The organism is Leucobacter celer subsp. astrifaciens (assembly GCF_001273835.1).
Taxonomy (GTDB): Bacteria; Actinomycetota; Actinomycetes; order Actinomycetales; family Microbacteriaceae; genus Leucobacter; species Leucobacter celer.
Genome location: NZ_JHEI01000134.1, coordinates 340,204 through 366,603 on the forward strand (window position 1 = coordinate 340,204; position 26,400 = coordinate 366,603).

The window sequence follows — 26,400 nt, forward strand, 5'->3', positions numbered from 1 at the left end:
GCAGGATGACGAAACCGAAAACGAGGAACACCCATGACCGAGGATCTCCGCATCGCTGTCGTCGGCGCCGGCATGATGGGCGCCGACCACATCAAGCGCATCACCCACCGCATCGCGGGCGCCTGCGTCTCCGCGATCGTCGAACCCGACGCCGGCCGCGCCGAGGCGGCCGCGCAGAACGCTCCGGGATCCGCCGCGTTCACGAGCATCGAGGAGGCGATCGCCGCCGACGCGATGGACGCCGTGCTCATCGCCACGCCGGGGCAGTTCCACGCCCCGGTGCTGAAGCCCGCGCTCGACGCCCGGCTGCCGATCCTGTGCGAGAAGCCCCTCACCCAGGATTCGGCGTCGTCGCTCGAGATCCTCGAGCTCGAGCAGCAGCTCGACCGGCCGCACATCCAGCTCGGCTTCATGCGGCGCTTCGACGCCGAGTACCAGGCGCTGCGCGAGCTCGTCGTCTCGGGCGAGAGCGGCGAGCTGCTCATGGTGCGCGCCCTGCACCGCAACCCGTCCGTGCCCGAGAGCTACACGAACGACATGCTCATCACCGACTCGGTGGTGCACGAGTTCGACGTGGTGCCGTGGCTCGCGGGATCCCGCGTGGTGAGCGTCGAGGTGAAACACCCGCGTCGCAACTCGCTCGCCCCCGAGCGCCTGAGCGAGCCGATCCTCGTCATCATGGAGCTCGAGAACGGCGTGCTCGTCGACGTCGAGATGAACGTGAGCGTGCAGTTCGGCTACCAGGTCGCCACGGAGGCCGTCTTCGAGGAGGGGATCGCCCGTATCGGCCAGCCCGCCGGACTGCAGCGCTGGGACAGCGGCTTCTTCCGGGTGAAGGATCACGAGAGCTTCGTCACCCGCTTCGCCGCCGCCTACGACGCGCAGATCCAGCGCTGGGTCGACGCGGTGCGCCGCGGCGACCTCATCGACGGCCCCAACGCGTGGGACGGCTACCTCGTCGCCCTCTCGTGCGAGGCCGGCGTCCAGGCGCTGCACGGCGGCGGCATCGTGCCCGTCGAGGCGCCCGAGCGCCCCGCCTTCTACGCCTGACCGCACCCGGCGGATCCTCCCGTCATTCTGCGCGCAGTCGCAGAATCCAGCACCGAGATCCTGCGACTTCGCGCAGGATGACAGCACAGCAAAGGAGCCCCCCATGGTCCGCATCGCCCTCGATCCCACGCCCTACAACGACTCGGTGCATCTGCTCGACTTCCCCGACCTGGTCGCCCGGCTCGGCTACGAGTACCTGCAGCTCACCCCGAGCCCCGATTTCGGGCGGCACTTCCACCACCCGAAGGTCGACAGCGACATGATCGCGAAGCTGAAGAAGCGCGCGCGCGACGCCGGGGTGACGATCACCTCCGTGCTGCCGGTGCAGCGCTTCGGCGGACCCGAGGAGCACCAGCTCCAGGCCGCGATCCGCAACACGACCCGGTACATCGAGATCGCGGCCGAGCTCGAGGCGCCGATCGTGAACACCGAGTTCTCGGGCCGGCCCGAGCGCGAGGAGGAGTCGGAGAACTGCTTCTACCGGGCGATGGACGCCCTGATCCCGGTGCTCGAGCGCGAGGGCGTCACACTCAACTTCGACCCTCACCCCGACGACTTCGTCGAGGACGGGCTCGAGGCGTGGCGCATCATCCGCGGCCTCAACACCGACCGCGTCGGCTTCGTGTACGTGGGATCGCACACCTTCCACTACGGCGACCGCGCGACCACGCTGCTGCCCGAGATCGGCGACCGCCTGGGCGCCGTGTACACGGCCGACACCTTCGACCACAACCGGTCGAACGGGCTGCGGTACATCACCAACCCGCCCGGCAACGCCGTGCGCGTGCACCAGCACCTGGCGATCGGCGACGGCGACGTGGACTGGACGGAGCTCTTCGGCGTGCTGAAGCAGACGGGCTACCTCGACCGCGAGGACGCGCTCATCGTCTCGAACGTCTTCGCCGAGGACGAGCGCGCCGACGAGATCTCGCGGTTCCAGCTCGCGAAGATCAGGGAGCTGATCGCCGCGGCCTGATCCCGCCGCGATCCGGTCCCCGGCCGACGGCGAACCCGGTGCGCGGCCCCCCGGGTGCCGCCTCAGCCCACCAGCAGGTAGACCGCGCCGAGGACCGTGCAGACCACGACCGCCCACTCGAAGGTGCGCTGCTCGATGCGCAGGGCGATCCAGCGCCCCACGAAGGCCCCTGCGATCACGCCGGGCACGAGCACCAGGTCGAGCAGCAGCGTGCTCGGGGTGATGAGCCCGAGGCCCACCGAGACGGGCACCTTCGCGAGGTTGATCACCGCGAAGAACCACGCCGCGGTGCCGAGGAACGCCTTCACGGGGAAGCGGGCGGCGATGAAGTACATCGACATCACGGGGCCGCCGGCGTTCGCCACCATGGTGGTGAAGCCGCCGAGCGAGCCGTAGCCGATGCGCGCGGCACGGCCCGATCCCGGACCCCCGGCCGAGACGGTGCGCCGCCGCTGCCACAGCGTGAACGCGATGATCAGCAGCAGGATCACGCCGATGACCCGCCGTACCCACCCGTCATCGGCGAGGGCGAGGAAGAGGGCGCCGGCCACGACGCCGGCGACCACGGCGGGGATGAGCTTGACGAGCGTCCCCCAGTCGGCGTGGCGGCGGTAGCTGAGCAGCGCGAAGACGTCGCCGACGATGAGCAGCAGCAGCAGGGCCCCGGTCGAGGCCTTGGCGGGCAGGATCGCGGCGAACACGGCGATGGAGAGCGTGTTGATGCCGGGGAGCGCGGTCTTCGAGACGCCGACGAGCATCGCCGCGAGCGCCAGCAGCATCCACGCGACGGGAGCGAGTTCCGGGAGCAGCGACGTCACGGGCCAACCATACCCGAAAGGAGAGTTTGTTGTTATGTAACGACATTGTTAAGCTGCAGTGTGCGTTCTGTTTCTTGCGCGGAACGCCCGACTGACGAAGGAGTCCCATTGGCCTCAGGAACGATCGATCCGAGTACATCGACGCTGCCCTCGCTCACCGACGGGCCGCATCGCAAACGGCTCGGTCTCGTCGCGCTGATCGCGACCTTCGGAGGGCTGCTGTTCGGGTACGACACGGGCGTCATCAACGGCGCACTGCGCCCCATGGCCGCCGAGCTGGGGCTCAACCCCTTCACCGAGGGTGTCGTCACGAGCTCCCTGATCTTCGCCGCCGCAATCGGCGCCATGTTCTGCGGGCGCCTCGCCGACGGCTGGGGGCGCCGCAAGACGATCATCCTGCTCGCCGTGCTGTTCTTCGTCGGCACCCTCTTCGTCGTCGCCGCTCCGGGGCTCACCGTGCTCGTGATCGGCCGCATCCTGCTCGGCCTCGCCGTGGGCGGCGCCTCGACCGTGGTGCCCGTGTTCCTCGCCGAGATGGCCCCGTATGAGATCCGCGGCTCGCTCGCGGGCCGCAACGAGCTCATGATCGTGGTCGGCCAGCTCGCAGCATTCGTCGTCAACGCGATCATCGGCAACGCGCTCGGGCATCTCGACGGCGTGTGGCGCATCATGTTCGCCATCTGCGCGCTGCCGGCCATCGCGCTGTTCTTCGGCATGATGCGAGTGCCCGAGTCGCCGCGCTGGCTCATGGAGAAGGGGCGCGAGGCCGAGGCTCTCGCGGTGCTGCGGTCCGTGCGCTCCGAGGATCGGGCCGTCGCCGAGATGCGCGATCTCGAGCGCATCGCCGCGGAGGAGGCCGGCGAGACCCGGCTCGGCTGGCGCGCGATCTTCTCGAATCGCAACCTGCTGAAGATCCTGCTCATCGGCGTGGGCGTGGGCATCGCCCAGCAGCTCACCGGCATCAACTCGATCATGTACTTCGGGCAGACCGTGCTCGTGGAATCGGGCTTCGACGAGCGCGCGGCCCTCGTGGCCAACATCGCCCCCGGTGTGATCGCCGTGATCGGCGCCGTCATCGCGCTCGCCATGATGGACCGCTTCGATCGCCGCAAGACGTTCATCACCGGCCTGACGCTCACCACGAGCAGCCACCTGCTCATCGGCCTCGCCTCGATGGCGCTGCCGGTGGGTCACCCGCTGCGCCCCTGGGTGATCCTCTTCCTCGTGGTGCTGTTCGTGGGGTCGATGCAGACCTTCCTGAACGTGGCCGTGTGGGTATACCTGTCCGAGATCTTCCCCCTGCACATGCGCGGTTTCGGCATGGGCTTCTCGGTCTTCATGCTGTGGGTGACGAACGGCTTCCTGTCGCTGTACTTCCTGTCGCTCGTCGACGCCGTGGGGATCACCGGCACCTTCTACCTCTTCGCGGCCGTGGGCCTGGTGGCGCTGCTCTTCGTCTGGAGGTTCGTACCCGAGACGCGCGGACGCACCCTCGAGGAGCTCGAGGAGGACGTGACAACCGGCGCGATCTACCTGCAGAAGTAGGCCGCCGCTCGCCTCGCTCGTCCCGCGCACGGGGACGCGAATCGCTCCGTCCCGCCGCGAGAGCGGGGCTACTCCGGGAAGATCTGCCCGACCGCCTCGCGCTTCTCGGCCTGGAAGCCGTCCTCGGCGCGGCCGAGCGCCCAGTAGGCCGAGAGCGAGAGCGCGCGGCGGTCGATGCCCCAATCGTCGTGCAGCAGCGCGCGCAGCCCCTTGATCGATTCGCGCTCGCCGTGGGCGAAGACCTCGGGCAGCACATCCGGTCGCGGCAGGGCACGCGCGGCCTCGACGAGCACGGTCCCGTGGACCGCCTCGCCTGCAGCGGTGCGCCGGTGCAGCCAGCGCACCTCGACACCCGCGGGGCGGGCCAGTTCGATCTCGTCGTCCGCATCGCCGACCTCGATGAGCGCGAGGCCCTTCGACTCCGCGGGCATGGCCTCGAGCGCGGCGGCGATGGCCGGGAGCGCCGAGTCGTCGCCGAGCAGCAGCCTCGGCACCGCGGGATCCGCGGAGGGCTCGTACTGCCCGCCCGGCCCGGAGAGCGAGACGCGATCCCCCGGCTGCGCGCGTGCGGCCCAGGGGCCGGCGATGCCCTCGTCGCCGTGCACGACGAAGTCGATGGCCATCGTGCCCGCGGCCTCGTCGATCGAGCGGACCGTGTAGGTGCGTCGCACCGGCAGGTCCTCGAGCGGGAGGATCTCGCGCAGCGCCTCGAGGTCGTACGGCGGGGTGAGCCCGAGCTCGGGCTTCGCGAAGAGCATCTTCACGTACTTGTCGGTCTTCGCGATCCGATCCGGATCGGCTTCGCCGATGAACGCGGCGAAGTCCTCCCCGCCGAGGTGCACGCGCACGAGGTGCGGACTCACCTGCTCGGTGCGGTCGACGGTGAAGACGCGCTGGGGGCCGCCGCGACGACGCGCGGGGGTGGTGGTTTCGCTCATCTCCTCACCGTACTCCGTATCGAGCCGCGGATTCCAGCTTCATCTGATGATGAAGCCGAATGGTGCCGACGCCCCCGAGCGACCTACGCGTCGAGCGCAGCGTCGGCGTCGCGCAGTACCCGCGCGGCGACCTCGAGCCCCTCGATGCGGCCGAGCGAGACGTCCTCGTGCTCGATGTTGACCCACATCTCCGGGTCGACCTCGCGCAGGGCGCGCAGGAACTCGGTCCAGAACGCGGTGTCGTGGCCCTTGCCGAGCGCCACGAAGTCCCACGCCGACTGCTTCGGCCACTCGTTGGCCCACTCGTCGCCGCCCAGGTTGGTGCGGGGCTCGTCGGCGGAGAGGCGGCGGAAGGAGTTGTCGAGCACGCCGTTGAGCCGCGCGAACTCGGGGTTGACGCGCACGTCCTTGGCGGCGGCGTGGAAGACCAGCTCGCCGAGGTGGCGCACCACGGCCACGGGATCCATCTGCTGCCAGAACAGGTGCGAGGCGTCGAGCTCGACGCCCACGTGGGTGGCGCCCGTGAGCTCGATGAGCTTGTGCACGTCGGCCGAGTTGAACACGACGTTCTGCGGGTGCAGCTCGAGCGCCACCTTGACGCCGTGGTCGGCGGCGAAGCGGTCGATCTCGCGCCAGAACTTCGCGGTCGTATCCCACTGGTAGTCGAGCACGTCGAGCGCAGCCGAGTTCCAGGCGTTGACGACCCAGTTGACGACGGTCGCGCCGGGCTCGCCGCCGGGCAGACCCGACATGGTGACGACGCGATCCTGCCCGAGGCGGGCCGCGAGCTCGATCGAGCGGCGCACATCGGCCGCGTGGGCGTCGCCGATGAGCGGCTTCGGGTGCAGCGGGTTGCCGTTGCAGTTGAGGCCGGCGATCGAGACGCCGGTGCCCTCGAACTGGCCGAGGAACTCGTCGCGGGCGGCGTCGGAGGCGAGGACGTCGTCGCGGTTCGGGATGTGGATCGGCGGCAGGAAGCCCCCGGTGTTGAGTTCGATGCCGGTGAGGCCGAGGCCGCGCACGACCTCGATGGCCTCGGGGAGGCTGCGGTCGTGCAGGATCGCGTTGTAGACGCCGAGTTTCATGGGTCAGTTCTCCTTCACGGTGACGGTTGCGCCGCGCTGCGCGGCGGACTCGGCGACGGCGGCGAGGAACTCCATGTTGTGCACGCCGTCGTCGAAGCTCTTGCACCGGGGGAGCGACTCGGCCTCGGGGATCCCGGCGACCTCCTCGAGGAACGCGCGGGCCTGGTGCACGAACAGGTCGTTCTGACCGATGCCGACGCCCGGGGCGTCCATGGCCCAGCCGCCCGCGTAGTGGGGGTGGGCGGGGCCGAGCGGCACGGTGCGATAGCCGGCGAGATCGCCCTGCTCGTCGTGCAGCATCACCTCGACCCGGCCGGGGTTCGTCTGCGACCAGCGCGCCGCGCCCTTCGAGCCGAAGACCTCGAGGACGAGGTCGTTCGGGTGGCCCGCGGCGACGCGCGACACCTCGAGCGTGCCGACGCAACGCGCGAAGCGGGCGTTGAAGGTCGCGTAGTCGTCGTTCTCGACGGGCGCGAGCTCGTCGCTGACGTTGCCGCGGGTATGACCCACCACGGCGCCGAGCGGCTTGGGGCGCTCGGTGATCGAGGTGTGGAAGCGGCCGCCGGAGACCTCCTGCACGTCGCCGCAGAGGTGCTCGGCGATGTACGAGAGATGGCTGCCCACGTCGCCGAGGGCGCCGGATCCCGCGGGGCCCTGGTAGCGCCAGCTCATGGGGGCGTCGGGGCGGCAGCCGTAGTCGGTCCAGTAGCGGCCCGAGAAGTGCAGCACCTCGCCGAGGCGGCCGTCGTCGATGAGCTTGCGGATGAAGGCGATGCCCGGGGCGCGGAGGTAGCTGTAGCCGATGCGCGCGAGCGTGCCCTTCGCGTCGGCGGCGCGGGCCGCATCGGCCATCGCTCGCGCGTCTTCGATCGTGTCGCTGAGGGGCTTCTCGCAGAGCACATGCTTGCCGGCGGCGAGCAGCGCCTCGACGATCTCGCGGTGCAGGAAGTTCGCGACGACCACGCTGACCACATCGATCGAGGGGTCGTCGACGACGGTGCGCCAGTCGGCGTCGTGCCGGTCGAAGCCGTAGCGCGCCGCGGCCTCGCCGCCGAGTTCGACGTTGATGTCGGCGATCGAGACGAGGCGGATTTCGGGGAGCGTCGGCTTGTAGAGCGTCGATGCCGCGCGGTAGGCGGCCGCGTGCGCCTTGCCGGCCATGCCTGCGCCGATGACGGCGACGCCGAGTGAGGCGGTCATGGGAGGTCCTTTCGAGATGCGCGCCGGGTGGCCGGAGCGTGAGGATACGAGGTCGGGAGGAGCGCCGGATCGCGCGCGCGATTCCGCTCGAATACTGCGTTGGAGCGCTCCAACAGAGTTCACGCTAACCTTGATGGGGCCGCGCTGTCAATGCGAAACACCGGAGAGCATTCCGGACCCGGATCCCGCCGGAGCATCGGCGGTGCGCACGAGAGGAGCCGCGCATGCGCAAGTCGCCTACCATCTATGACGTCGCCGAGCGCGCCGGCGTGTCGAAGTCGCTCGTCTCCCTCGTGCTGCGCGGATCCCCTCGCGTGAGCGACGAGAAGCGCGACGCAGTGCTCGCCGCGGTCGCCGAGCTCGACTACACGCCCAGCCGGCTGGCCGCGGGCCTCGCCGGAACGCGCACCCGCAGCATCGGCGTGGTGATCGACGAGTTCGAGAACCTCTGGTTCGCCCCGGCGCTCGCCGGGCTGCGGACCGCGCTCGGTGCGGGCGGGTACAGCCTGAGCGTCGCCGATGCGTCGCTGAACGCGCACCTGGGGCTCGATCCGCTCGAGGTGTTCCGTTCGCTGCGGGTCGACGGGGTGGTACTGGCCGGCGAGGCGCCCGAGGCGGCGGCGAAGCGGCTGACCGTGCCCGCGGTCGTGCTCGGCACGCGAGCGCTCGAGCTCCCGAACGCCCCGCTGATCGCGAGCGATGAGCTCGCCGGCGGGCGGCTCGCCACGGCGCACCTCGCCGAACTCGGGCACCGCGAGATCGCGTGCGTCACGGGCCCGGGTGCAAGCGCGGCGGCGCGCGAGGCGGGGTATCTCGCCGAGATGCGGGATCGCGGCCTCGCGCCGCGGGTGGTGCGCGCGGCGCAGACGACCGAGGCGGCGGCGCGCGAGGTCGCGGCGGGGCTGTTTGCGGCGGAGGGACCCGGTGCTGCCGTCGCGGCGTCCGATGGATCCCGAGCGGCTGCTTCCCCGTCGCCCGGAACCGATCCCGTACCCACGGCGGTGTTCGCGGTGAACGACCCGATGGCCGTCGGTGTGATCGGCGCGGCACGGGATCACGGCCTCGAGGTGCCCCGCGGCTTGTCGGTCGTCGGGTACGACGACTCGCCGCTGGCGGCGTACGAGTTCATCTCGCTCACCTCGGTGAGCGGCGATCCGCGCGAGCTGGGCGAGGCGGCGGGCCGGGCCCTCGTGGCGCTGCTCGAGGGCGACGCCGATCCGGATCCCGGGCCCGCGAGCCTGTTCACCCCGCGGCTGTCGGTGCGCGGATCCGTGGCAGCGCCCCGGGCCTGAGCCGGGGTTCGGGTCGTGTCGGAACGGCCGGGGCCGCGGCTCCGTGCCCGCCTTGCGCCGGCGTGCGCAAGTGTTAGGCTGGCCGCGTGATTGCACGGTGCTCCGCCCCTCTCGGGCGTTGGGAGGTTCCCGGCGGCGCGGTCGCCGGTGAGCGATGATCCCGCCCCCGCCGCGCTCCTCGAGCGAGTGCGGCGGCCGAAGCCTGCCAGCACACACCCCCTCCCAGGGCCGTTCGCGCGTGCGCACCCGCCCGGGACCCGACCGAGACACGGTTCACCATGCTTCCTCTGACCGAGACCATCATCCGCTCGTCCTTCATCAACGCCTCGCGCAGGGAGGTGAAGGAGGCCGTGCTGCCCGACGATCTGGAGTCGCGCGACTGGGAGTCGCTCGACTACCTGGGCTGGCGCGACCCGAAGTTCGCCCGGCGGGCGTACGCGATCCTGCCGCTGCCCGACGGCGAGTTCGCCGGCGTGGTGTTCCGGCAGGCCGAGGCGTCGCCTCGATCCCGCGCCATGTGCGACTGGTGCCGTGACGTGCGCCTGCCGAACGACGTCGTCTTCTACGCGGCCGGTCGGGGCGGCGGGGCCGGACGCCGGAGCTCGACCGTGGGCATTCTGCTCTGCCGGGACTTCCAGTGCTCGCGCAACGTGCGCAACGATCCGCCGCCCGCGTACGAGGGCTTCGACGTGGCCGCTGCTCGGGAGCGCCGCGTGGAGACGCTGCGGAGGAAGGCCGCCGGCTTCGCCGACATGCTGATCACGGGCCGGTAGCGTCTGCGGTGCAGCGCCGGACGTCCCTGCCGCGACCCCTCGCTTCGGACCGGTCCAAGCCGTATACTGTTCAAGACATATTGTCTTATCAAACAGGGGTCCTTGGGGCGCGGCGCCCGATCCCGGCCCTGACTCCGACACCGACCCAGAGGACACCGCAATGACGCAGACTCCCGTACGCTTCGGACTCATCGGCACCGGCCGTATCGGTCAGGTGCACGCCGCGAGTATCGCGGCCGCCCCCGAGGCCGCCCTCGCCTGGGTCGCCGACCCCTTCGTCGACGGGGCCCGCGGTGTGGCGGAGCGCTTCGGCGGCACCGCCACCGACTCCGCCGAGGAGCTCATCGCCTCGGGCGAGATCGACGCGGTGCTCATCGCATCCCCCACGCCCACCCACGTCGACCTCATCGAGGCCTCGGTGCGCGCCGGCCTGCCGGTGCTGTGCGAGAAGCCGATCGACCTCGACATCGCCCGGGTCGACGCGCTGCGCCCGCTCGTGCAGTCGAGCGGCGTGCCCGTCGCGCTCGGATTCAACCGCCGCTTCGACCGCGACTTCGCGGCGGTGCGGGATCGCGTGGCCGCGGGCGAGATCGGCGCACTCGAGCAGCTCATCATCATCAGCCGCGACCCGGCCGCCCCGCCCGCCGACTACGTGCGGGTCTCGGGCGGCATCTTCCGCGACATGACCATCCACGACTTCGACATGGCGCGCTTCTTCCTGCCCGACATCGTCTCGGTCAGCGCCACCGGCACGCAGGCCTTCGACCCGGGCGCGCGCGAGCACGGCGACTTCGACACCGCCGTCACGACGCTGCGCACGGCATCGGGGGCGGTCGTCACCATCGTCAACTCGCGCCACAGTGCCATCGGATACGACCAGCGCCTCGAGGCCTTCGGGGCGAAGGGCATGCTGCAGGTGGCGAACGCGCCCACCAGCCTCGTCAGCGCCTCCACCGCCGACGCGGTCGACGCGAAGCCGGCCTTCGGCGCGTTCTTCCTCGAGCGCTACGCCCAGGCCTACGCCGACGAGCTGCGCGAGTTCGTGAAGCTCGTGCGCGGCGAGGCCTCGACCAGCCCCACCTTCGAGGACGGTCGCGCCGCGCTGATCCTCGCCGACGCCGCACAGCGCTCCGCCGCCGAGGGCGTCGCGGTGTCCGTCGAGGCGTGACCGCCAGGCGTCCCGCCCGCCGCACCCCGCTGAGCACAGGAGCACACCAGCCATGACCTACCGCCTCGCCGCCTGCGCGGAGATGCTCTTCCTCGAGCTGCCGTTCGAGGAGCGCGTGCGCCGCATCCACGACCGCGGCTTCCTCGTCGAGATCTGGGACTGGAGCGCGAAGGACCTCGCCGCGCTCGCCGCGACGGGCGCCGAATTCTCCTCGATGACCGGATACCTGCGCGGCGACCTCACCACCGACGAGGGCCGCGCCGAGCTGATCGCCACCGCGAAGGAGTCGCTGCGCGCCGCCGAGATCATCGATTCGCCGCGCCTCAACCTGCACGGCACCGGTCTCGGCGAGGGCGGCCTGCCCGTCGTGCCGCGCGAGAGCGTGAGCGGCGAGGACTGGATCCGCGCCGCCGACACGCTGCGCGAGCTGGCCGCGCTCGGCGAGGAGGCCGGCCGCACCTTCGTGCTCGAGAACCTCAATCTCGCCGTCGACCACCCGGGCACGCCGTTCGCGCGCGCCGCCGACACCCTCGCCCTCGTGCGCGCCGTCGATCGCCCCGGCATGCGACTGAACCTCGACCTGTACCACGCGCAGATCGGCGAGGGGAACCTCGTCGCGCTGGTCGCCGAGGCGCTGCCGTGGATCGGCGAGATCCAGGTCGCCGACGTCCCCGGTCGTTGCGAGCCCGGCACGGGCGAGATCCGCTACGAGGCGGTCGCCGCCGCGCTGCGCGAGCTGGGGTACGAGGGTGTGATCGGCATGGAGGCCTGGGCGAGCGGGGACCCCGACGCCGCCCTCGACGCGTTCGCGGCGGCGTTCTCCGCGTAGGGCCGGCAGGGCGGGCAGCGATGGGCGAGGATCGGGAGCGCAACGTCTACCGGGTGATCGTGGCGGTGATCCTGGTCCTCGGAGCGCTCGGCTTCCTCTGGTACCTCACCCTGGGCGGCGGCGAGCTCGGAGACGGCGGGATCTTCCGGTTCTTCTCCGACCCGGCGGGCGAGCCGACGCCGACGCCCGCGGAGTGAACGCACCGAGCTCTAGGATGTGAGAGGTGGCGCGGCGGCAGGCGGCGCACGGCAGGGTGACGGAGGCGGCGATGACGGAGCAGACGCGGGATCAGGCGGCGCATGTCCGCCCCCCGACGATCCGCGATGTGGCCCGCGAGGCCGGGGTCTCGAAATCGCTCGTCTCGCTCGTCTTCAACGGGGGCGAGAACGTCAGCGAGGAGCGGCGGCGGCGTGTGCTGCTCGCGGCCGAGACGCTGGGGTACCGCCCCAACCTCGTCGCCCAGTCGCTGTCGGCGGGGCGGCGGGATCTCGTCGGGATCCTCGTCTCCAACCTCTCGAACCCGATCTTCGCCGACATCGTGGGCGCCGCGAAGGCGCGTCTGAGCGAGGCCGGGCAGCGGACCATGATCGTCACCGCGCAGGTCGACGACGGCAGCGGGGAGCCCGTGCTCGATCGCGACAACCTCGCGGTGCTCCGGGATCTGCGCCCGGCGGGTCTCATCACCGTCGGCACGATCCCCGAGTTCTCGGAGCTCTCCGACCTCACGGCGACGATTCCGACCGTCGTGGCGAGTGCGATCGACGCGACCGACGACACGGTCGCCACGGTGCGCACCGACGACGTCGCGGGCATCGACCTGGTCGTCGATCACCTCGTCGATCGGGGGGTCTCGCGCATCGTGTTCGTCGGAGGCGCCGGGGGCACGGTGTCGGCCTCGCGCGAACGCGCTTTCCGGGCGGCCGTCGCGCGTCACGGGCTGGAGGACTTCTTCGTGGTGGAGCGCGCCAACTTCACCGAGGCGGGCGCGCGTCGCGCGGTGGAGCGGATGCTGGCGGCGGGCGCGCCGCCCGAGGCCGTCGTCGCGGTGAACGATCTCACCGCGCTCGGCGTGATCGCCGCGCTCGAAGAGGCAGGGGTGCGGGTGCCGGATGACTGCCGCGTGACCGGCTACGACGATTCGACCCTCGCGTCGATCCCGCGCATCTCGCTCACCAGCGTCGACCCGCACAACCGACGCATCGGGCGCGAGGCGGCCGAGGCGCTCCTCTCGGCCTCGGAGTCCGTTCAGCGCGGGCGCGAGGTGCTGATCCCGCCGAGTCTCGTGGTGCGGGAGTCGTCCGGGGCCTGACCGTGCGGCGGCCCGGGTCGTCCGCGGAAGCGGGCGGTGCGGGATCTCTGCGGGCCCCATCGCCTCGCACGCACAAGCGGGAAGTGGGAGTCGCGTTGTGCTGCTTCGCCTCGGGCGATACCGGCAGAACGCGACTCCCACTTGTGGAAGGCGGCAGGCGCCGAGGTTGACGGGCGGCAATCTTGCGCGTACAATTTGGACCGGTCCAAGTTCGAGGATGAAAGGGCGGCGATGAGCGAGCAGGGAACGCGTGAGTACGGCAGCTACGGGCTGCTGATCGGCGGCGAGTGGCGCGAGGCGGCGGACGGAGCGCGCGCCGAAGTGCGCTCGCCCTACGACGGCCGCGCCGTCGGGGAGGTCGCGGTGGCGACGGCCTCCGACGTCGACGCCGCCATCGCCGCGGCTGAGCGGGGAGCCGCCGTGTGGCGCCGCACTCCCGCTCACGAGCGCGCCGCGATCCTGAACCGCGCGGCGGACCTCGCCGACGCCCGCACCGAGCAGCTCGCCGCGACCATCTCTGCCGAGAACGGCAAGCCGCTCGCCGAGGCGACCGGCGAGGCGCACCGATCCGGATCGATCATCCGCCTCTCGGCCTACGAGGGCAGCCAGCTGTACGGCGACAGCCTGCCCCTCGACGCGAACCCGGGTACGGGGCAGGACAAGGTGGGCTTCACGCTGCGCCAGCCTGTCGGGATCGTCGTCGCCATCACCCCGTTCAACTACCCCGCGTTGCTGGTGCTGCACAAGGTTGGCCCGGCCCTGGCCGCCGGCAACGCGGTCATCCTCAAACCCGCCGCAGCGACCCCGCTCACCGCTCTGGCCCTCGCTCAGCTCTTCGTCGAGGCCGGGGTGCCGCAGGGCGTCATCTCAGTGGTGACCGGATCGGGCGGCGTGCTCGGCGACGCGCTCGTCAGCGATCCGCGGGTGCGCAAGATCTCGTTCACCGGCTCGACTGGTGTGGGTGAGCGCATCGCCGCGATCGCGGGCGTCAAGAAGCTCTCGCTCGAGCTCGGCGCCTCGTCGCCGACGCTCATCCTGCCCGGCGCCGACATCGAGAAGGCGTCGTCCGCGGTCGCAGCGGGCGGTTACGTGAACGCCGGCCAGGTGTGCATCTCGGTGCAGCGCGTCATCGTGCACCGCGACGTCGAAGCCGACTTCCTCGACGCGCTGCTGCCGAAGGTGCGGGCGATCCGCACGGGCGATCCCTTCGCCGAGGGTGTCACGCTCGGCCCGCTCATCGCCCAGCGCGAGGCCGAGCGCGTCGAGCAGAGCATCGCGCAGGCGGTGGCCGACGGCTCGACGCTGCTCACCGGCGGCGAGCGGGACGGCGGTTTCATCTCGCCGGCCATCGTGACCGGCGTCGACACCCGCCAGGCGTTCGCGCAGGAGGAGCTCTTCGGGCCGGCCGTCGCGGTCACCACCGTCAGCGGCTTCGATGAGGCGATCGACGCGGCCAACGGCACCCCCTACGGTCTCGCGGCCGGTGTCTTCGGCGGCACGCTCTCCGAGGGGATCCGCGCGATGCGCGAGATCGACGCCGGCAGCGTGCACCTCGGGTGGACGCCGCTGTGGCGCGCCGACCTCATGCCGTACGGCGGCTTCAAGGCCAGCGGCTACGGCAAGGAGGGCGTGCGCTCCACGATCGAGGAGATGAGTGAGGTGAAGACCGTGATCATGCACGGGTGATCCCTCCGTCATCCTGCGCGCGTGAAATGCTCAGAGAGAAACGCGTCAGCGTTTCTCGCATTTCACGGTGGCCCCACTGGGCCAGCGAGTCGCAGGATCCGGGGATCGCGACCGCTGGGATTTCTCGCGCGAAGCTCATCCATCCGCGCTCGGCCCTGGCGCCCCGCTGATTGAGCGAGCGAAGCGAGTCGAAATCGAGGGATCGCCGGGTGCATGCTCTGGTTTCGACTCGTCGCAAGCTCCTCGCTCAACCGGCGGGAATCTCTCACTCGAACGAACAAGATCCTGCGATCCGCTCCGCGGCCGCAGGATGACCGGAAGAATACAAGGAAGCAAGGGAGCATCTGACATGGTTCAGGGAACATCGGGGCGTACCGTGCGTCTCACCGTGGCGCAGGCGATCGTGCGCTACGTCGCCGCTCAGTACTCGGTCGCCGACGGCGAGCGGCGCCGTTTCGTGCCGGCGGCGCTCGGCATCTTCGGACACGGCAACGTCGCCGGTCTGGGCCAGGCGCTCGCCGAGCACGCGGATCGGCTGCCCTTCGTGCAGGGCCGCAACGAGCAGGCGCTCGGCCACATGGCCACCGGCTTCGCCAAGGCGTCGAAGCGCTGTCAGACCCTCGCGGTGACGGCGTCGATCGGCCCGGGAGCAACGAACCTCGTGACGGCGGCGGCGCTGGCCACCGTGAACCGGATCCCGCTGCTGCTCTTCCCCGGAGACACCTACGCGACGCGCCGTCAGGGCCCGGTGCTGCAGCAGCTCGACCTGCCCGGCACCCCCGACGTCACCGCGAACGACACCTTCCGCCCGGTGTCGCGCTTCTTCGACCGCATCACCCGCCCCGAGCAGCTGCTCACCGCGCTGCCGCAGGCGTTCCGCGTGCTCGCGAACGCCGAGGAGACCGGTGCGGTCGTGGTCTCGCTGCCGCAGGACGTGCAGTCGCACGCCTTCGACTTCCCCGTCGAGTTCTTCGAGGAGCGCGACTGGGTGATCCGTCGGCGCGTGCCCGACGCCGCCGAGGTGGCGCGGGTGGCCGAGCTGATCCGCGCCGCGGAGCGCCCGCTCGTGATCGCGGGCGGAGGCGTCATCTACTCCGACGCGCAGGCAGAGCTCACCGCGCTCGGCAAGCAGACCCTGCTGCCCGTCAGCGAGACCTTCGGCGGCAAGGGGGCGATCACCGAGGACGGCCCGTGGAGCGTCTTCGGCATCGGGCTCGAGGGCTCGCCGACCACCAACCGTCTCGCCGAGCGCGCCGACCTCATCGTGCACATCGGCACCCGCCTCACCGACTTCGCCACGGCCTCTCAGTCGCTCTTCGCGAACCCCGACGTGCGCTTCGCCTCGATCAACGTGGTGGAACACGACGCCGTGAAGCAGGGCGCCTCCGCGGTGCTCGCCGACGCGAAGCTCGCGCTCGAGGCGCTCACCGCCGAGCTCGGCGACTACCGGATCCCCGCCGCGTGGGCGGCCGATGTCGAGGCGGCCCGGGCCGCCTGGGTCCCGGTGCGCGACGCCGCGCTCGATCCCGACACCCGCTTCCCCAAGGAGCAGCACCCCGAGCTGCCGCAGACCGACGCCGTGCTCACCCAGGGCCAGCTCATCGGCCTCATGCAGCAGCACGCGCGTCCGGGCGACACGATCGTCGCGGCTGCCGGCGGCCCTCCCGGCGACATCCAGAAGGTATGGGACGCGACGGACGGCCGTCACGCGCACCTCGAGTTCGGCTTCTCGTGCATGGGGTACGAGCTGCCCGCCGCGATGGGCGTGCGCGTGGCCGACCCCGATCCCTCGCACCGCGTCACGGCGTTCATCGGCGACGGCACCTTCGTGATGATGCCGACCGAGATCGTCACCGCGGCGCAGGAGGGCATCCCCTTCACGGTCGTCATCTCCGAGAACCACGGCTACCAGGTGATCCGCCGCCTGCAGATGTGGCGCACGGGCGAGCACTTCGGCAACGAGTTCCGCTACCGCGAGGGCGGGGGATCCCTGGCCGGAGCCGATGCGGGGCGCCTCGAGGGCGGCTACCTCAAGATCGACCTGGTGCAGATCGCGGCCGGTCTCGGGGCGGAGGTGCGCAAGCCCACCACCGCCGACGAGGTGCGCGCGGCGCTCGACGAGACCCGCGACGTGCGCGGCCCCGTGGTGATCGTGGTGCCTACGATCCCGCACGCCGACCTGCCGTCGTCGGAGGTGTGGTGGGACGTCTCGCCAGCCGAGGTCTGGGAGCACGTGGACACCTCGGAGAAGCTCGTCGAATACGGCGAGGGCCTCGCGCTGCAGCGGTGGCACGGATGAGCGCGGGGTCTGCGGCCGGTGACCCGCTGATTGAGCGAAGTCGAAATCAAGGGGCGGGAGAGGCGGTTTCGACTCCGCTGGGTTTCGACTCCGCTCAACCTGCGGCCGGCCCTCTCGCTCCCGGCCGCGCGCTGCGGGAGCGGTTCCTCTCGGGCGAGCCCACGGTCGGCACTTTCCTGGGACTCGGCTCGGTGACGGCGGCCGAGGCGTGCGCCGCGGCCGGTCTCGACTGGGTGCTCGTCGACCTCGAGCACGGCGGCGGGGACGAGGACCAGGTGGGTGCGATCGTCGCGGCCGCCGGCGCGTACGGCACCGCGACGCTGGTGCGCGTGGAGCAGCCGGAGCGGATCCGCATCGGGCGCGCGCTCGACGCCGGCGCGGCCGGAGTGATGTTCCCGCGCATCTCGAGCGCCGCCGAGGCCGCCGAGGCGCGCCGCCACCAGCTGTACCCGCCGCAGGGCGACCGCGGCGTGGCCAGCTACAACCGCGCTGCGCGCTGGACGCTCGACACCGCCGCCCTCGACCGCGCGAACGAGCAGACGATCGGGATCGTGCAGATCGAGACCCGTGGTGCGGTCGACGATCTCGAGGCGATCGCCGCGACCCCCGGGGCCGACGTGCTCTTCGTGGGGCCGCAGGACCTCAGCTACGCGCTCGGCGTGCCGCGGCAGTTCGACGATCCCGGCTTTCAAGACGTGCTCGACCGGGTGGTCGAGGCGTGCCGTCGGCACGGCAAGGTCGCCGGCATCCTGGCGAACGATCGCGCGGCCATCGAGCGCTACCGCGATCGCGGCTTCGGCTTCCTCGCCATCGGATCGGACGCGACGCTGCTCGCTTCAGCGGTGAGCGCCTCGATTCCCGACGGGCTGGGGGTGGACCATGCCGCCGGTTGAGGGGGAGCGTCCGCCGGTTGAGCGACCGACGGGAGTCGAAACCGCTGACGCCGCACTGCCGCCCGAGCCGGGCTCCCCGGGTTTCGACTCCTTCGTCGCTCAAGCAGCGGGATCCGCCTCCGTGGTCGTCGGCCTCGGCCCGGTCGATCCCGGGCTCGTGCGGCCCCATCTCCCGGAGGGCACGATCTTCGTCGCCGATCCCTCGGCGGGGGATCTCGCGGAGGCCGAGGGGGCGATCGTGCGCGCGGCCTTCGATGTGGACCGGGCTCTGCTCGCGCGCATGCCGCGGCTTCGGGTCATCGCCCGCACCGGCGTGGGCGTCGAGCGCGTCGACGTCGCTGCCGCGACCGAGCGCGGCGTTGCGGTCGCGGTGACCCCGGGCAGCAACAGCCGCGCCGTCGCCGAGGGCGCGTTCGCGATGATCTGCTCCCTGGTGAAGCGAGTGGGCGAATCGCACGCCTTCGTCGCCTCCGGCAGATGGGGAACCGCTGCGGTGCCGGTGCCCGGCGATCTGCACGGCAAGACCTTCGCGGTGCTCGGGTTCGGCCGCATCGGGCGTATCATCGCCGGCTTCGGCGAGGCCTTCGGGATGCGGGTGATCGTGCACGACCCGTTCGTGCAGGCCGAGGCGTACGAGAACGTGAGCCTGGAGGAGGCGGTGCGCCGCGCGGATGCGATCACGCTGCACCTGCCGGGCGGCGGCGGAGAGCTGCTGCCGATCGAGCTGCTGCGCACCGCTGCGCCCGGCCTGGTGCTGGTCAACTGCGCCCGCGCCGACCTGGTGCGCGTCGAGACGCTGCGCACCGCGCTCGACGAGGGGGTGCTCGGCGGTGTCGGGCTCGACGTCTTCGCGCAGGAGCCGGTGGCGGATCATCCGCTCGCCGGGGATCCGCGCGTGCTGCTGAGCCCGCACACGACCGGGCTCTCCGAGGGTGCGCTGGCGGCCACCTTCCGCATGGCGGCCGAGGCGGTCGCCGAGGTGCTGGCGGGCCGCTCGCCGGCCCACGTCGCGACCGTCTGACCTCCGCCCGATCGGCGGCGCAGGGCGTTCCCGCCGGTTGCGCGACGAGCGCCGTGCTGAGCGAGGCGAAGCCGAGTCGAAGTATCGAAACCCGAGCGGCTCGGCGCTCAGGCCCGCGGCGCGGGCGGCGGGCAGTTGAGATGGGTCGCCTTCCCCGGCCCGCCGCGGTCGATCCGATGCTCCGCCATCAGTGCTCCGCACACCGGGCAGCGCGGATCGGCCGGAGGCACGTAGGGCGGCTCGTTCGGGTCTCCGAGCTGCGAGGTCCCCTCGAACTGGTAGAAGAACCGCTGCATGGCGGCGTAGAACCCGGGTCGGCCGTCGTAGGGGCTCTCGTGCCAGAGCCGCCGTTTTCGTTTGCGCACAAACGAAATGCTAACACACTCGTTCGTGCACAAACGAGATAGAATCGAGAGTATGGAGCAGCTCCCGGAAGACGCCCTCGAACTCGATCGACAGGTGTGCTTCGCGCTCGCCGTCGCCAGCCGGAGCGTGATCGGCATCTACCGGCCGATCCTGGAGCCGCTCGGCCTGACCCACCCCCAGTACCTCGTCATGCTCGCCCTCTGGGGCGACGCTCCGCTGCGCTTCGGCGAGATCGCCGACATGCTGCGCCTCGATCCCGCGACGCTCTCGCCGATCATCAAGAGGCTCGAGCACTCCGGCCTCGTCGAGCGCACCCCGGCGGAGGGTGACGAGCGCACCTTCTGCATCGTGCCGACCGAGGCCGGGCGCGCTCTGCGGGAGCAGGCGCTCTCCGTGCCGCCCGCCGTGGTCGAGCGACTCGGCCTGCCCGTCGAGCGTCTCATGGCGCTGCGGGACGAGCTCGCGACGGTGATCGCGGCCGTCGATCGCTCCGCCTGAGAGGCGTATCGCCGAGCGTTCCGCGCGACGAGATCTCAGCCGCGGCGGCGGTCCGCCTCGGCGAAGCAGGCGCGGGTGGCCTCGCGCGCCTCGGCGAGCGCCTGCGGAAGCGGGAGCGAGCGGTGGCGGTCGGAGAGGATCTCCACACCCCACGCGCCGGCGAACCCCGTGGCGCGCACCGCATTGATGAAGGCCGGCACGTCGAAGGATCCCTCGCCCGGCAGCAGCCGGCGGTGCACCGTGTCCTCGAAGAGCGTGCCGATCGGTTCGGCGGCGGCGTCGTTCAGCTCGACGGCGAAGAGATAGTCGGCCGGCAGCGCATCGGCGAGCACCGCGTAGTCGGTGCCCGGCCGGGCGACGTGCCAGATGTCGACGCAGAGCCCGCCGGCGGGATTGCCCACCTGGGTGACGAGCTCGATGCCGGCCTCGAGCGTGTCGATGTGGGTCGCGAACGGCAGGAACTCGAGGGCCACCCGCGTGCCGTGCTCGCGGGCCTCGGTGGCCAGTGCGTCGAAGCGCTCGGCGAAGCGCGCGGGGTCGACCGGGTGGTCGGAGGTCTCGGGCGCCACCTTCACGGTCCTCGCGCCCAGCGCCTCGGCGGCCTCGAAGAGGTCGCGGCGCACCCCGTCCGAGGCGGGGCGCCGCTCGTCGTCGGCCCACCAGTTCTCGATGAGTTCGAGTTCGAGCTGCGCGATGCCGTGGTCGTCGAGCAGGCGGCGCAGCTCGGCGAGCGGGCGGGTGCGCTGGAACTCCATGAGGTCCGCGTGCAGGAGCCCGAAGCCCTCCCAGCCGTCCGCAGCGGCCGCGGCGATGCGCTCGGCGACGGTGAGGGGGCTGCGCGGGGACTCGCCCCCGGGTTTGGCGGTTCCCGCGGTGGTCCAGCAGGTGGCCAGCAGTCGAGGTTCGGCGGTCACGGGGCTCCTTCGGGGTCGGCGGGCGGTGCGGTTGCTGCCGGAGCGCCGCGTCCTCAGCGGTGCTGCCGCGTCCCGCACAGGAGCGGGCGTCCTTGACAGAAGCAAGGTGCCCGTGTGATGATTTGGACCGGTCCAAGTTTACCGGGATGTTTCGCGGGATGCCAGGACCGTTTCGGCGAGGTCGTTATCGAACCTTTACCGTAGGTGTCGCCTCGGGGCGAAAGTTACGGTACTGTAAAACCGAGCGCAAGCTTTGTAACGACATTAGTTCAATTACACGATGGAGTGAAACGATGTTGAAGTCACGTAAGGGTCGTTGGGGCAAGCTCGGTCTTGCCGGTGTCGCCGCCACGGGCGCTTTGCTGCTCGCCGCGTGCGGTTCTCCCGCGGGAGCCGGAGGGGGCGCCGGAGGCGGAGCCGCCGGCGGCGGTTCGGATCTCGACCCGCTGAAGGTCGCCCTCGTCACCCACGCCGCCCCGGGCGATACGTTCTGGGACACGATCCGTTCGGGGGCCGAGGACGGCGCCGAGCGGAACAACGTCGAGCTGCTGTACACCTCCGATCCCGATGGCGCCCGCCAGGCGCAGCTGGTGGAGCAGGCCGTCGACCAGGGTGTGGACGGCATCGTCGTCACCCTGGCCAAGGCCGACGCCATGTCGGGTGCGGTCGCGAGCGCGGTCGCCGCCGGCATCCCGGTGTTCAGCATCAATGCGGGCGAGGATCAGTACAAGGAGCTGGGCGTGCTGGCCCACTTCGGTCAGAACGAGTTCATCGCCGGGCAGGCCGCCGGCGAGCAGTTCAACGACGCGGGTCTGCAGCGGGTCGTCTGCGTGATCCAGGAGCAGGGCCACGTCGGCCTCGAGAGCCGCTGCGAGGGGCTCGCCGACACCTTCACCGGGCAGTCTGAGGTGCTGTACGTGCAGGGCACCGACATGACCAACGTCGCCTCGACCATCACCTCGAAGCTGCAGACCAACACCGACATCGACGGTGTGCTGACGCTCGGTGCGCCCTTCGCGATGACCGCCAAGGACTCCATCACCGATGCCGGCAGCGACGCGGTCCTGGCGACCACCGACCTGAACTCCGATGTCTTCAGCTCGATCCAGGACGGCTCGATCCTCTTCGGCATCGACCAGCAGCCCTACCTGCAGGGCTTCGCCAGCGTCGAGGCCGTGCGCCTCTTCCACCAGGGCGGCTACGTGCTCGGCGGCGGGCAGGCCGTGCTGACCGGGCCGGCGGTCGTCAACGCAGACAACATCGAGAGCGTCTCCGCGCAGTTCGCGGGCGGCAGCGCTGACGACAGCGAGTAACGTCCCTCCTGGGAAGGCTTTTCATGTCTACTACAACAGCCCCGAAGGCTGACGAGCGGCTGGCCTCCGGCAACTGGTTCACGAAGTTCTTCACGAAACCAGAAGCCGGGGCCACGGCTGCCGCACTCGTCCTCTTCGTCATGTTCGCGGTCGTCGCACCGCAGTTCACCCAGCCGAGTTCGCTCGCGACGACGCTCTACGGCGCGTCGACGGTCGGGATCATGGCACTGGGCGTCTCGCTGCTCATGATCGGCGGAGAGTTCGACCTCTCCACCGGCGTCGGTGTGATCTCCAGCGCGCTCGCCGCCTCGCTGTTCGTGTACTGGTTCGGTACGAACGTATGGGTCGGCGTCATCGTCGGCCTGATCTTCTCGCTCGCAGTGGGCTTCATCAACGGGTGGCTGCTGATCAAGACGAAGCTCGCGAGCTTCATCGTGACGCTGGCGACGTTCTTCATGCTGACCGGCTTGAACCTGGGTGTGACCCGCATGATCACCGGCGGCGTCGCGAGCCCCTCGATCGCGCAGTGGCCCGGCTTCGAATCGGCCGCCGCGGTCTTCGCCTCCGACATCCCGATCTTCGGGGTGCGGATCAAGATCACGGTGCTGTACTGGATCCTGCTGGTCATCGTCGCGACGTGGATCCTGCGCCGCACCAAGGTCGGCAACTGGATCTACGCCTCGGGCGGTGCTCCGGATGCGGCCCGCGCGGTCGGCGTTCCGGTGGCGCGCACCAAGATCGGCCTGTACATGGGCGTGGGCTTCTGCGCGTGGCTGCTCGGCATGCACAACCTGTTCGCCTTCAAGACCGTGCAGTCGGGCGAGGGCATCGGCAACGAGTTCCTCTACATCATCGCCGCGGTGGTCGGCGGCTGCCTGCTGACGGGCGGATACGGCAGCGCCATCGGCGGTGCGATCGGCGCGCTCATCTACGGCATGGCGCTGAAGGGCGTCGTGTACGCCGAGTGGAACCCGGACTGGCTGCGCTTCTTCCTCGGTGCGATGCTCCTCGGCGCGACCGTGCTGAACTTCTGGCTGCAGCGCCGAGCCGCCAAGGGAGGCAGGAAATGAACGCCACAGCTGAGAAGTCGCAGGCGACCGGGCTGAAGCCCCTGATCGAACTCCGCGAGGCAGGCAAGCGCTACGGCAACATCATCGCGCTGCGCGATGTGAGCCTGAAGGTCGGCGCGGGCGAGGTCATGTGCGTGCTCGGCGACAACGGCGCGGGCAAGTCGACCCTGATCAAGATCATCGCGGGTCTGCACCAGCACGACGACGGCGTCTTCGAGATCGAGGGGGAGCCGGTGAAGCTCTCCTCGCCGCGCGAGGCGCTCAACCGCGGCATCGCGACGGTGTACCAGGATCTCGCGGTCGCCCCGCTCATGCCGGTGTGGCGCAACTTCTTCCTCGGATCCGAGGTGACGAAGGGGTGGGGCCCGTTCAAGCAGCTCGACGTCGATTTCATGCGGAAGACGGCGAAGAAGGAGCTGCTCGACATGGGCATCGATCTGCGCGATGTGGATCAGCCGATCGGCACGCTCTCGGGCGGTGAGCGCCAGTGCGTGGCCATCGCCCGTGCCGTGTACTTCGGCGCGAAGGTGCTGATCCTCGACGAGCCGACCGCCGCTCTCGGCGTGAAGCAGTCGGGTGTCGTGCTGAAGTACATCATCCAGGCGCGCGATCGCGGCCTCGGCGTGATCTTCATCACCCACAACCCGCACCACGCCTACCCCGTGGGGAACCGGTTCCTGCTGCTGCGACGCGGCCAGAACATCGGTTACCACGAGAAGGGCGAGATCACCCTCGAGGAGCTGACCGGTCTCATGGCGGGCGGCGCCGAGCTGGAGCAGCTGGTGCACGAGCTGCGGGACGCGGGCACCAGCACCGACACGGTGCGCGTCATTCGGGATGAGATCGAGGGGGATGCCGCCGCGGGCGTCGGCCACGTGCCGGTCACCGAGGCCGTCAACATCCGCGATCTCCCGGAGCCGGACGACAAGTAGTCGGCAGGCGTCGGCATGAGCAGGGGTGCCGCACCGTCGGGGTGCGGCACCCCTGCTCATAATCGGTCTCATGTTCGGTCTCCGATTCCCGGCAGTAGGACTCGGGTCCCGTTCGGCTGATCGGCTCCGGCTGATCATCTGCGGCGGGCCCCTCTAGGCTGAAGGTATGACGGCAGTGGCGGAGCGGGTGGCGGTAATCTCGGGCGCGGGTGCTCCCGACGGAATCGGGTTCGCCACGGCGATGCGGCTCGTGCGTGCGGGGTATCGTGTCGTCGTGGGGGCCACGAGCGACCGGATCCTCGCCCGTGCGGAAGAGCTGGAGCGCGCAGCGGCCGGATCGCGCGCAGTGGGATCGCGTGCCGGGGACAGCGCGCCCCGGGCGATCCCGGTCATCGCCGATCTCACCGAGGAGGCGGGAGCCGAGCGCCTGGTGGGCGCGGCGATCGGCGGCTTCGGGCGGCTCGACGTGCTCGTGAACAACGCGGGCATGACCTCGGTCTCGGATCCGCAGGATCCCGCCCCCGCCTCCGACCTCGACCGGGCGGGCTGGGACCACGCGATCGCTCGCAATCTGACGACGGCCTACCTGGTCTCCCGATGCGCCCTGCCCCACCTCACGGCGGCGGAGCACGGGCGCATCGTCACCGTCTCGTCGGTGTCGGGTCCGCTGCTCGCCTACCGCGGCGACGTCGCCTACCACGCGGCGAAGGCCGGGCTCGTCGGGCTCACGCGGTCCCTCGCCGTCGACCTGGCCGCGAAGGGCACCACGGCCAACGCCGTCGCCCCGGGCTGGATCAGGACCGGTTCGGCGACCGAGCACGAGAACCGGATGGGCGATGCGACCCCGATGGGGCGCTCCGGCACGCCCGACGAGGTGGCCGCCGTGATCGAGTTCCTCGCCTCGCCGGGTGCCTCCTATGTCACCGGGCAGGTGCTCGTGGTCGACGGCGGCAACGCCATTCAGGACGAGAAGGGGATCTGAGCCGCGGGGTTCGCGCCGGCGCGCCTCGCCCGTGCCCGCCTCGCCCGTGCCCGCCTCGCCCGTGCGCGTATTGACATCCACGATGCCTTGTCCTTACAATTTGGACCGGTCCATATTGAGTCCGGGCCCGCGATGAAGCACGGTGCGCAGCACCTCGACTGAGAGAAATATCATCATGCAGACGAACGAAGACGGCACCACCACGATCGGCGTGGGCCTCATCAGCGTGGGCTGGATGGGGCAGCTGCACAGCCGCGCCTACGCGAACCTGCGGTACGTCTACCCGGACCTCAAGATCAAGCCCCGGCTGGTGCACGCCGCCGATCCCGCGCCGGCCCGCGCCGAGGAGGCCGTCGAGGTGCTCGGCTACGAGCGCGCCTCCGCCGACTACCGGGAGGTGCTGAACGACCCCGAGGTCGACGTCGTCTCCATCTGCGCACCCAACTTCCTGCACGCCGAGATCGGCATCGCCGCCGCGAAGGCCGGCAAGCACTTCTGGATCGAGAAGCCCGTGGGCCGCGGCGAGCACGAGACCCGCGCCGTCGCCGACGCGGCCGCCGAGGCCGGCGTCGTCACCTCGATCGGCTTCAACTACCGCCACGCGCCCGCGGTCGAGCATCTGCGCAAGCTCATCGCCGAGGGCGAGCTCGGCCGCATCACCAACGTGCGCGGGCAGATGTTCGCCGACTACTCCTCCGACCCGCGTGGCGCGCTGTCGTGGCGCTTCGTGCGCGGTCTCGCGGGCAACGGCGTGCTGGGCGACCTCATGGGCCACCTGGTCGACCTCGTGCAGTACACGCTCGGCCCCATCGCCGAGGTCAGCGCGCTGACCTCGACCGTCTACACCGAGCGCCCCGAGCTGCCGATGGGCACCGGCACGCACTTCGCCGTGATCGAGGACGGCGAGATGAAGCCCGTCGAGAACGAGGACTACGCCGCCATGCTCGTGCGCCTCTCCGGCGATGCGGTGGCCGCCGACGCGGTCGGCACGCTCGAGGCCTCGCGCGTCGCGGTGGGCCCGCGGGCCAGCTACGGCATCGAGGTCTACGGCACCGGGGGATCCGCGTACTGGGACTTCGAGCGCATGAACGAGCTGCACCTCTCGGGCGGCCTCGGCACGGAGAACCAGGGCTACACCCGCGTCATGGCGCACCCGGGCATGGGCGACTTCGGCCGCTTCCAGCCCGGCGCCGGCACCTCGATGGGCTACGACGACCTCAAGGTGATCGAGGCGAGGAAGTTCCTCCAGGCCGTGCTCGGTCGCGAGCACCTCAACTCGAACATCCAGGACGCGGTCTCGGCGGCCCAGGTGGTCACCGCCGCCGAGCGCTCGGCCAAGGCCCGCAGCTGGGAATCCAGCGCGCCCGTCGCAGGAACGACCGCCGCCGTCCGGGCTGAGCGCGGCCCAACCCTCGCCGGTTGAACGATGAGCTTGCGAGGAGT

The 26,400-nt window shown here is 70.8% G+C and carries 25 protein-coding genes; 19 read left to right on the forward strand and 6 right to left on the reverse strand.

Annotated features, from left to right (window positions below; genetic code table 11):
* Nucleotides 1–33 precede the first annotated feature (33 nt).
* Together AMS65_RS05610 and AMS65_RS05615 are read left to right on the forward strand one after the other, a co-directional pair.
* Nucleotides 34–1,050, forward strand: coding sequence for a Gfo/Idh/MocA family protein (locus AMS65_RS05610; protein WP_053383158.1), 1,017 nt, complete (start codon nucleotides 34–36; stop codon nucleotides 1,048–1,050).
* Nucleotides 1,051–1,153: 103 nt separating this feature from the next.
* Nucleotides 1,154–2,026 (forward strand): sugar phosphate isomerase/epimerase family protein, encoded by an 873-nt coding sequence (locus AMS65_RS05615; protein ID WP_053383159.1) that lies wholly within the window; start codon nucleotides 1,154–1,156, stop codon nucleotides 2,024–2,026.
* 62 nt (nucleotides 2,027–2,088) lie between these two features.
* Here the strand turns inward: AMS65_RS05615 and AMS65_RS05620 are convergent, their stop codons facing one another.
* Complete coding sequence (locus AMS65_RS05620) at nucleotides 2,089–2,844, reverse strand: sulfite exporter TauE/SafE family protein (RefSeq protein WP_241489349.1); 756 nt, start codon at nucleotides 2,842–2,844, stop codon at nucleotides 2,089–2,091.
* A 108-nt stretch (nucleotides 2,845–2,952) separates the two neighbouring features.
* Here AMS65_RS05620 and AMS65_RS05625 point away from each other — a divergent pair, with 108 nt between their 5' ends.
* On the forward strand, nucleotides 2,953–4,389 hold the full coding sequence (locus AMS65_RS05625; RefSeq protein WP_053383160.1) for a sugar porter family MFS transporter: 1,437 nt from the start codon (nucleotides 2,953–2,955) through the stop codon (nucleotides 4,387–4,389).
* Between the two features lie 68 nt (nucleotides 4,390–4,457).
* Here AMS65_RS05625 and AMS65_RS05630 read toward each other — a convergent pair whose 3' ends face one another.
* The 3 genes from AMS65_RS05630 to AMS65_RS05640 form a co-directional block, all read right to left on the reverse strand.
* A complete protein-coding gene (locus AMS65_RS05630) occupies nucleotides 4,458–5,327 on the reverse strand; it encodes a siderophore-interacting protein (protein ID WP_053383161.1) in 870 nt (289 codons plus the stop codon).
* 83 nt (nucleotides 5,328–5,410) lie between these two features.
* Complete coding sequence (locus AMS65_RS05635; RefSeq protein WP_053383162.1) at nucleotides 5,411–6,412, reverse strand: sugar phosphate isomerase/epimerase family protein; 1,002 nt, start codon at nucleotides 6,410–6,412, stop codon at nucleotides 5,411–5,413.
* 3 nt (nucleotides 6,413–6,415) lie between these two features.
* Nucleotides 6,416–7,612 (reverse strand): Gfo/Idh/MocA family protein, encoded by a 1,197-nt coding sequence (locus AMS65_RS05640; protein ID WP_053383163.1) that lies wholly within the window; start codon nucleotides 7,610–7,612, stop codon nucleotides 6,416–6,418.
* Between the two features lie 224 nt (nucleotides 7,613–7,836).
* On the opposite strand from AMS65_RS05640, the gene AMS65_RS05645 reads away from it, so the two are divergent.
* The 10 genes from AMS65_RS05645 to AMS65_RS05685 all read left to right on the forward strand — a co-directional run bounded on the left by AMS65_RS05645 (nucleotide 7,837) and on the right by AMS65_RS05685 (nucleotide 18,882).
* A complete protein-coding gene (locus AMS65_RS05645) occupies nucleotides 7,837–8,904 on the forward strand; it encodes a LacI family DNA-binding transcriptional regulator (protein ID WP_053383164.1) in 1,068 nt (355 codons plus the stop codon).
* Between the two features lie 278 nt (nucleotides 8,905–9,182).
* Nucleotides 9,183–9,677 carry an FBP domain-containing protein gene (locus AMS65_RS05650; protein ID WP_053383165.1) on the forward strand — a complete coding sequence of 165 codons (495 nt, stop codon included), beginning with the start codon at nucleotides 9,183–9,185 and terminating at the stop codon, nucleotides 9,675–9,677.
* Nucleotides 9,678–9,837: 160 nt separating this feature from the next.
* Nucleotides 9,838–10,845 carry an inositol 2-dehydrogenase gene (gene iolG, locus AMS65_RS05655; protein ID WP_053383166.1) on the forward strand — a complete coding sequence of 336 codons (1,008 nt, stop codon included), beginning with the start codon at nucleotides 9,838–9,840 and terminating at the stop codon, nucleotides 10,843–10,845.
* 52 nt (nucleotides 10,846–10,897) lie between these two features.
* On the forward strand, nucleotides 10,898–11,674 hold the full coding sequence (locus tag AMS65_RS05660) for a TIM barrel protein (RefSeq protein WP_053383167.1): 777 nt from the start codon (nucleotides 10,898–10,900) through the stop codon (nucleotides 11,672–11,674).
* Nucleotides 11,675–11,694: 20 nt separating this feature from the next.
* Nucleotides 11,695–11,871, forward strand: coding sequence for a hypothetical protein (locus AMS65_RS19360; protein ID WP_157502109.1), 177 nt, complete (start codon nucleotides 11,695–11,697; stop codon nucleotides 11,869–11,871).
* A gap of 26 nt (nucleotides 11,872–11,897) precedes the next feature.
* A complete protein-coding gene (locus AMS65_RS05665) occupies nucleotides 11,898–12,983 on the forward strand; it encodes a LacI family DNA-binding transcriptional regulator (protein ID WP_083451505.1) in 1,086 nt (361 codons plus the stop codon).
* 231 nt (nucleotides 12,984–13,214) lie between these two features.
* Nucleotides 13,215–14,669 carry an aldehyde dehydrogenase family protein gene (locus AMS65_RS05670; protein ID WP_053383168.1) on the forward strand — a complete coding sequence of 485 codons (1,455 nt, stop codon included), beginning with the start codon at nucleotides 13,215–13,217 and terminating at the stop codon, nucleotides 14,667–14,669.
* A gap of 349 nt (nucleotides 14,670–15,018) precedes the next feature.
* Nucleotides 15,019–16,968 (forward strand): 3D-(3,5/4)-trihydroxycyclohexane-1,2-dione acylhydrolase (decyclizing), encoded by a 1,950-nt coding sequence (gene iolD / locus AMS65_RS05675; RefSeq protein ID WP_053383169.1) that lies wholly within the window; start codon nucleotides 15,019–15,021, stop codon nucleotides 16,966–16,968.
* Nucleotides 16,969–17,099: 131 nt separating this feature from the next.
* Complete coding sequence (locus AMS65_RS05680) at nucleotides 17,100–17,861, forward strand: HpcH/HpaI aldolase family protein (protein WP_277620060.1); 762 nt, start codon at nucleotides 17,100–17,102, stop codon at nucleotides 17,859–17,861.
* Complete coding sequence (locus tag AMS65_RS05685) at nucleotides 17,848–18,882, forward strand: NAD(P)-dependent oxidoreductase (RefSeq protein ID WP_083451507.1); 1,035 nt, start codon at nucleotides 17,848–17,850, stop codon at nucleotides 18,880–18,882. The genes AMS65_RS05680 and AMS65_RS05685 overlap by 14 nt, the downstream gene beginning before the upstream one ends.
* Nucleotides 18,883–18,989: 107 nt before the next feature.
* Here the strand turns inward: AMS65_RS05685 and AMS65_RS05690 are convergent, their stop codons facing one another.
* Nucleotides 18,990–19,247: a hypothetical protein gene (locus AMS65_RS05690; RefSeq protein ID WP_053383170.1), complete on the reverse strand. Its 258-nt coding sequence runs from the start codon at nucleotides 19,245–19,247 to the stop codon at nucleotides 18,990–18,992.
* Between the two features lie 52 nt (nucleotides 19,248–19,299).
* Between AMS65_RS05690 and AMS65_RS05695 the strand changes: the two genes are divergently transcribed.
* On the forward strand, nucleotides 19,300–19,746 hold the full coding sequence (locus tag AMS65_RS05695; RefSeq protein ID WP_053383171.1) for a MarR family winged helix-turn-helix transcriptional regulator: 447 nt from the start codon (nucleotides 19,300–19,302) through the stop codon (nucleotides 19,744–19,746).
* A 35-nt stretch (nucleotides 19,747–19,781) separates the two neighbouring features.
* Here AMS65_RS05695 and AMS65_RS05700 read toward each other — a convergent pair whose 3' ends face one another.
* Nucleotides 19,782–20,660: a sugar phosphate isomerase/epimerase family protein gene (locus AMS65_RS05700; RefSeq protein ID WP_053383172.1), complete on the reverse strand. Its 879-nt coding sequence runs from the start codon at nucleotides 20,658–20,660 to the stop codon at nucleotides 19,782–19,784.
* Nucleotides 20,661–20,953: 293 nt separating this feature from the next.
* Between AMS65_RS05700 and AMS65_RS05705 the strand changes: the two genes are divergently transcribed.
* The 5 genes from AMS65_RS05705 (at nucleotide 20,954) to AMS65_RS05725 (ending at nucleotide 26,380) form a co-directional block, all read left to right on the forward strand.
* Complete coding sequence (locus AMS65_RS05705) at nucleotides 20,954–21,973, forward strand: substrate-binding domain-containing protein (RefSeq protein WP_053383173.1); 1,020 nt, start codon at nucleotides 20,954–20,956, stop codon at nucleotides 21,971–21,973.
* Between the two features lie 23 nt (nucleotides 21,974–21,996).
* Complete coding sequence (locus tag AMS65_RS05710) at nucleotides 21,997–23,043, forward strand: ABC transporter permease (RefSeq protein ID WP_053383174.1); 1,047 nt, start codon at nucleotides 21,997–21,999, stop codon at nucleotides 23,041–23,043.
* The gene (locus AMS65_RS05715) at nucleotides 23,040–23,975 is read left to right on the forward strand and encodes an ATP-binding cassette domain-containing protein (protein ID WP_053383175.1); all 936 of its coding nucleotides are present in this window, start codon (nucleotides 23,040–23,042) and stop codon (nucleotides 23,973–23,975) included. The genes AMS65_RS05710 and AMS65_RS05715 overlap by 4 nt, the downstream gene beginning before the upstream one ends.
* 166 nt (nucleotides 23,976–24,141) lie before the next feature.
* The gene (locus AMS65_RS05720) at nucleotides 24,142–24,957 is read left to right on the forward strand and encodes an SDR family NAD(P)-dependent oxidoreductase (protein WP_053383176.1); all 816 of its coding nucleotides are present in this window, start codon (nucleotides 24,142–24,144) and stop codon (nucleotides 24,955–24,957) included.
* Between the two features lie 175 nt (nucleotides 24,958–25,132).
* Nucleotides 25,133–26,380, forward strand: coding sequence for a Gfo/Idh/MocA family protein (locus AMS65_RS05725; RefSeq protein ID WP_053383369.1), 1,248 nt, complete (start codon nucleotides 25,133–25,135; stop codon nucleotides 26,378–26,380).
* The last annotated feature ends 20 nt before the right edge of the window (nucleotides 26,381–26,400 follow it).

What these genes read in the sequence shown, in the direction of transcription:
- AMS65_RS05670 (WP_053383168.1), top strand. Translation starts at nt 13,215, where the DNA reads ATGAGCGAGCAGGGAACGCGTGAGTACGGCAGCTACGGGCTGCTGATC.
- iolG (WP_053383166.1), top strand. Translation starts at nt 9,838, where the DNA reads ATGACGCAGACTCCCGTACGCTTCGGACTCATCGGCACCGGCCGTATC.
- AMS65_RS05685 (WP_083451507.1), top strand. Translation starts at nt 17,848, where the DNA reads ATGCCGCCGGTTGAGGGGGAGCGTCCGCCGGTTGAGCGACCGACGGGA.
- AMS65_RS05695 (WP_053383171.1), top strand. Translation starts at nt 19,300, where the DNA reads ATGGAGCAGCTCCCGGAAGACGCCCTCGAACTCGATCGACAGGTGTGC.
- AMS65_RS05705 (WP_053383173.1), top strand. Translation starts at nt 20,954, where the DNA reads ATGTTGAAGTCACGTAAGGGTCGTTGGGGCAAGCTCGGTCTTGCCGGT.
- iolD (WP_053383169.1), top strand. Translation starts at nt 15,019, where the DNA reads ATGGTTCAGGGAACATCGGGGCGTACCGTGCGTCTCACCGTGGCGCAG.
- AMS65_RS05715 (WP_053383175.1), top strand. Translation starts at nt 23,040, where the DNA reads ATGAACGCCACAGCTGAGAAGTCGCAGGCGACCGGGCTGAAGCCCCTG.
- AMS65_RS05725 (WP_053383369.1), top strand. Translation starts at nt 25,133, where the DNA reads ATGCAGACGAACGAAGACGGCACCACCACGATCGGCGTGGGCCTCATC.
- AMS65_RS05710 (WP_053383174.1), top strand. Translation starts at nt 21,997, where the DNA reads ATGTCTACTACAACAGCCCCGAAGGCTGACGAGCGGCTGGCCTCCGGC.
- AMS65_RS05650 (WP_053383165.1), top strand. Translation starts at nt 9,183, where the DNA reads ATGCTTCCTCTGACCGAGACCATCATCCGCTCGTCCTTCATCAACGCC.
- AMS65_RS05640 (WP_053383163.1), bottom strand. Translation starts at nt 7,612, where the DNA reads ATGACCGCCTCACTCGGCGTCGCCGTCATCGGCGCAGGCATGGCCGGC.
- AMS65_RS05645 (WP_053383164.1), top strand. Translation starts at nt 7,837, where the DNA reads ATGCGCAAGTCGCCTACCATCTATGACGTCGCCGAGCGCGCCGGCGTG.
- AMS65_RS05660 (WP_053383167.1), top strand. Translation starts at nt 10,898, where the DNA reads ATGACCTACCGCCTCGCCGCCTGCGCGGAGATGCTCTTCCTCGAGCTG.
- AMS65_RS05610 (WP_053383158.1), top strand. Translation starts at nt 34, where the DNA reads ATGACCGAGGATCTCCGCATCGCTGTCGTCGGCGCCGGCATGATGGGC.
- AMS65_RS05630 (WP_053383161.1), bottom strand. Translation starts at nt 5,327, where the DNA reads ATGAGCGAAACCACCACCCCCGCGCGTCGTCGCGGCGGCCCCCAGCGC.
- AMS65_RS05720 (WP_053383176.1), top strand. Translation starts at nt 24,142, where the DNA reads ATGACGGCAGTGGCGGAGCGGGTGGCGGTAATCTCGGGCGCGGGTGCT.
- AMS65_RS05615 (WP_053383159.1), top strand. Translation starts at nt 1,154, where the DNA reads ATGGTCCGCATCGCCCTCGATCCCACGCCCTACAACGACTCGGTGCAT.
- AMS65_RS05635 (WP_053383162.1), bottom strand. Translation starts at nt 6,412, where the DNA reads ATGAAACTCGGCGTCTACAACGCGATCCTGCACGACCGCAGCCTCCCC.
- AMS65_RS19360 (WP_157502109.1), top strand. Translation starts at nt 11,695, where the DNA reads ATGGGCGAGGATCGGGAGCGCAACGTCTACCGGGTGATCGTGGCGGTG.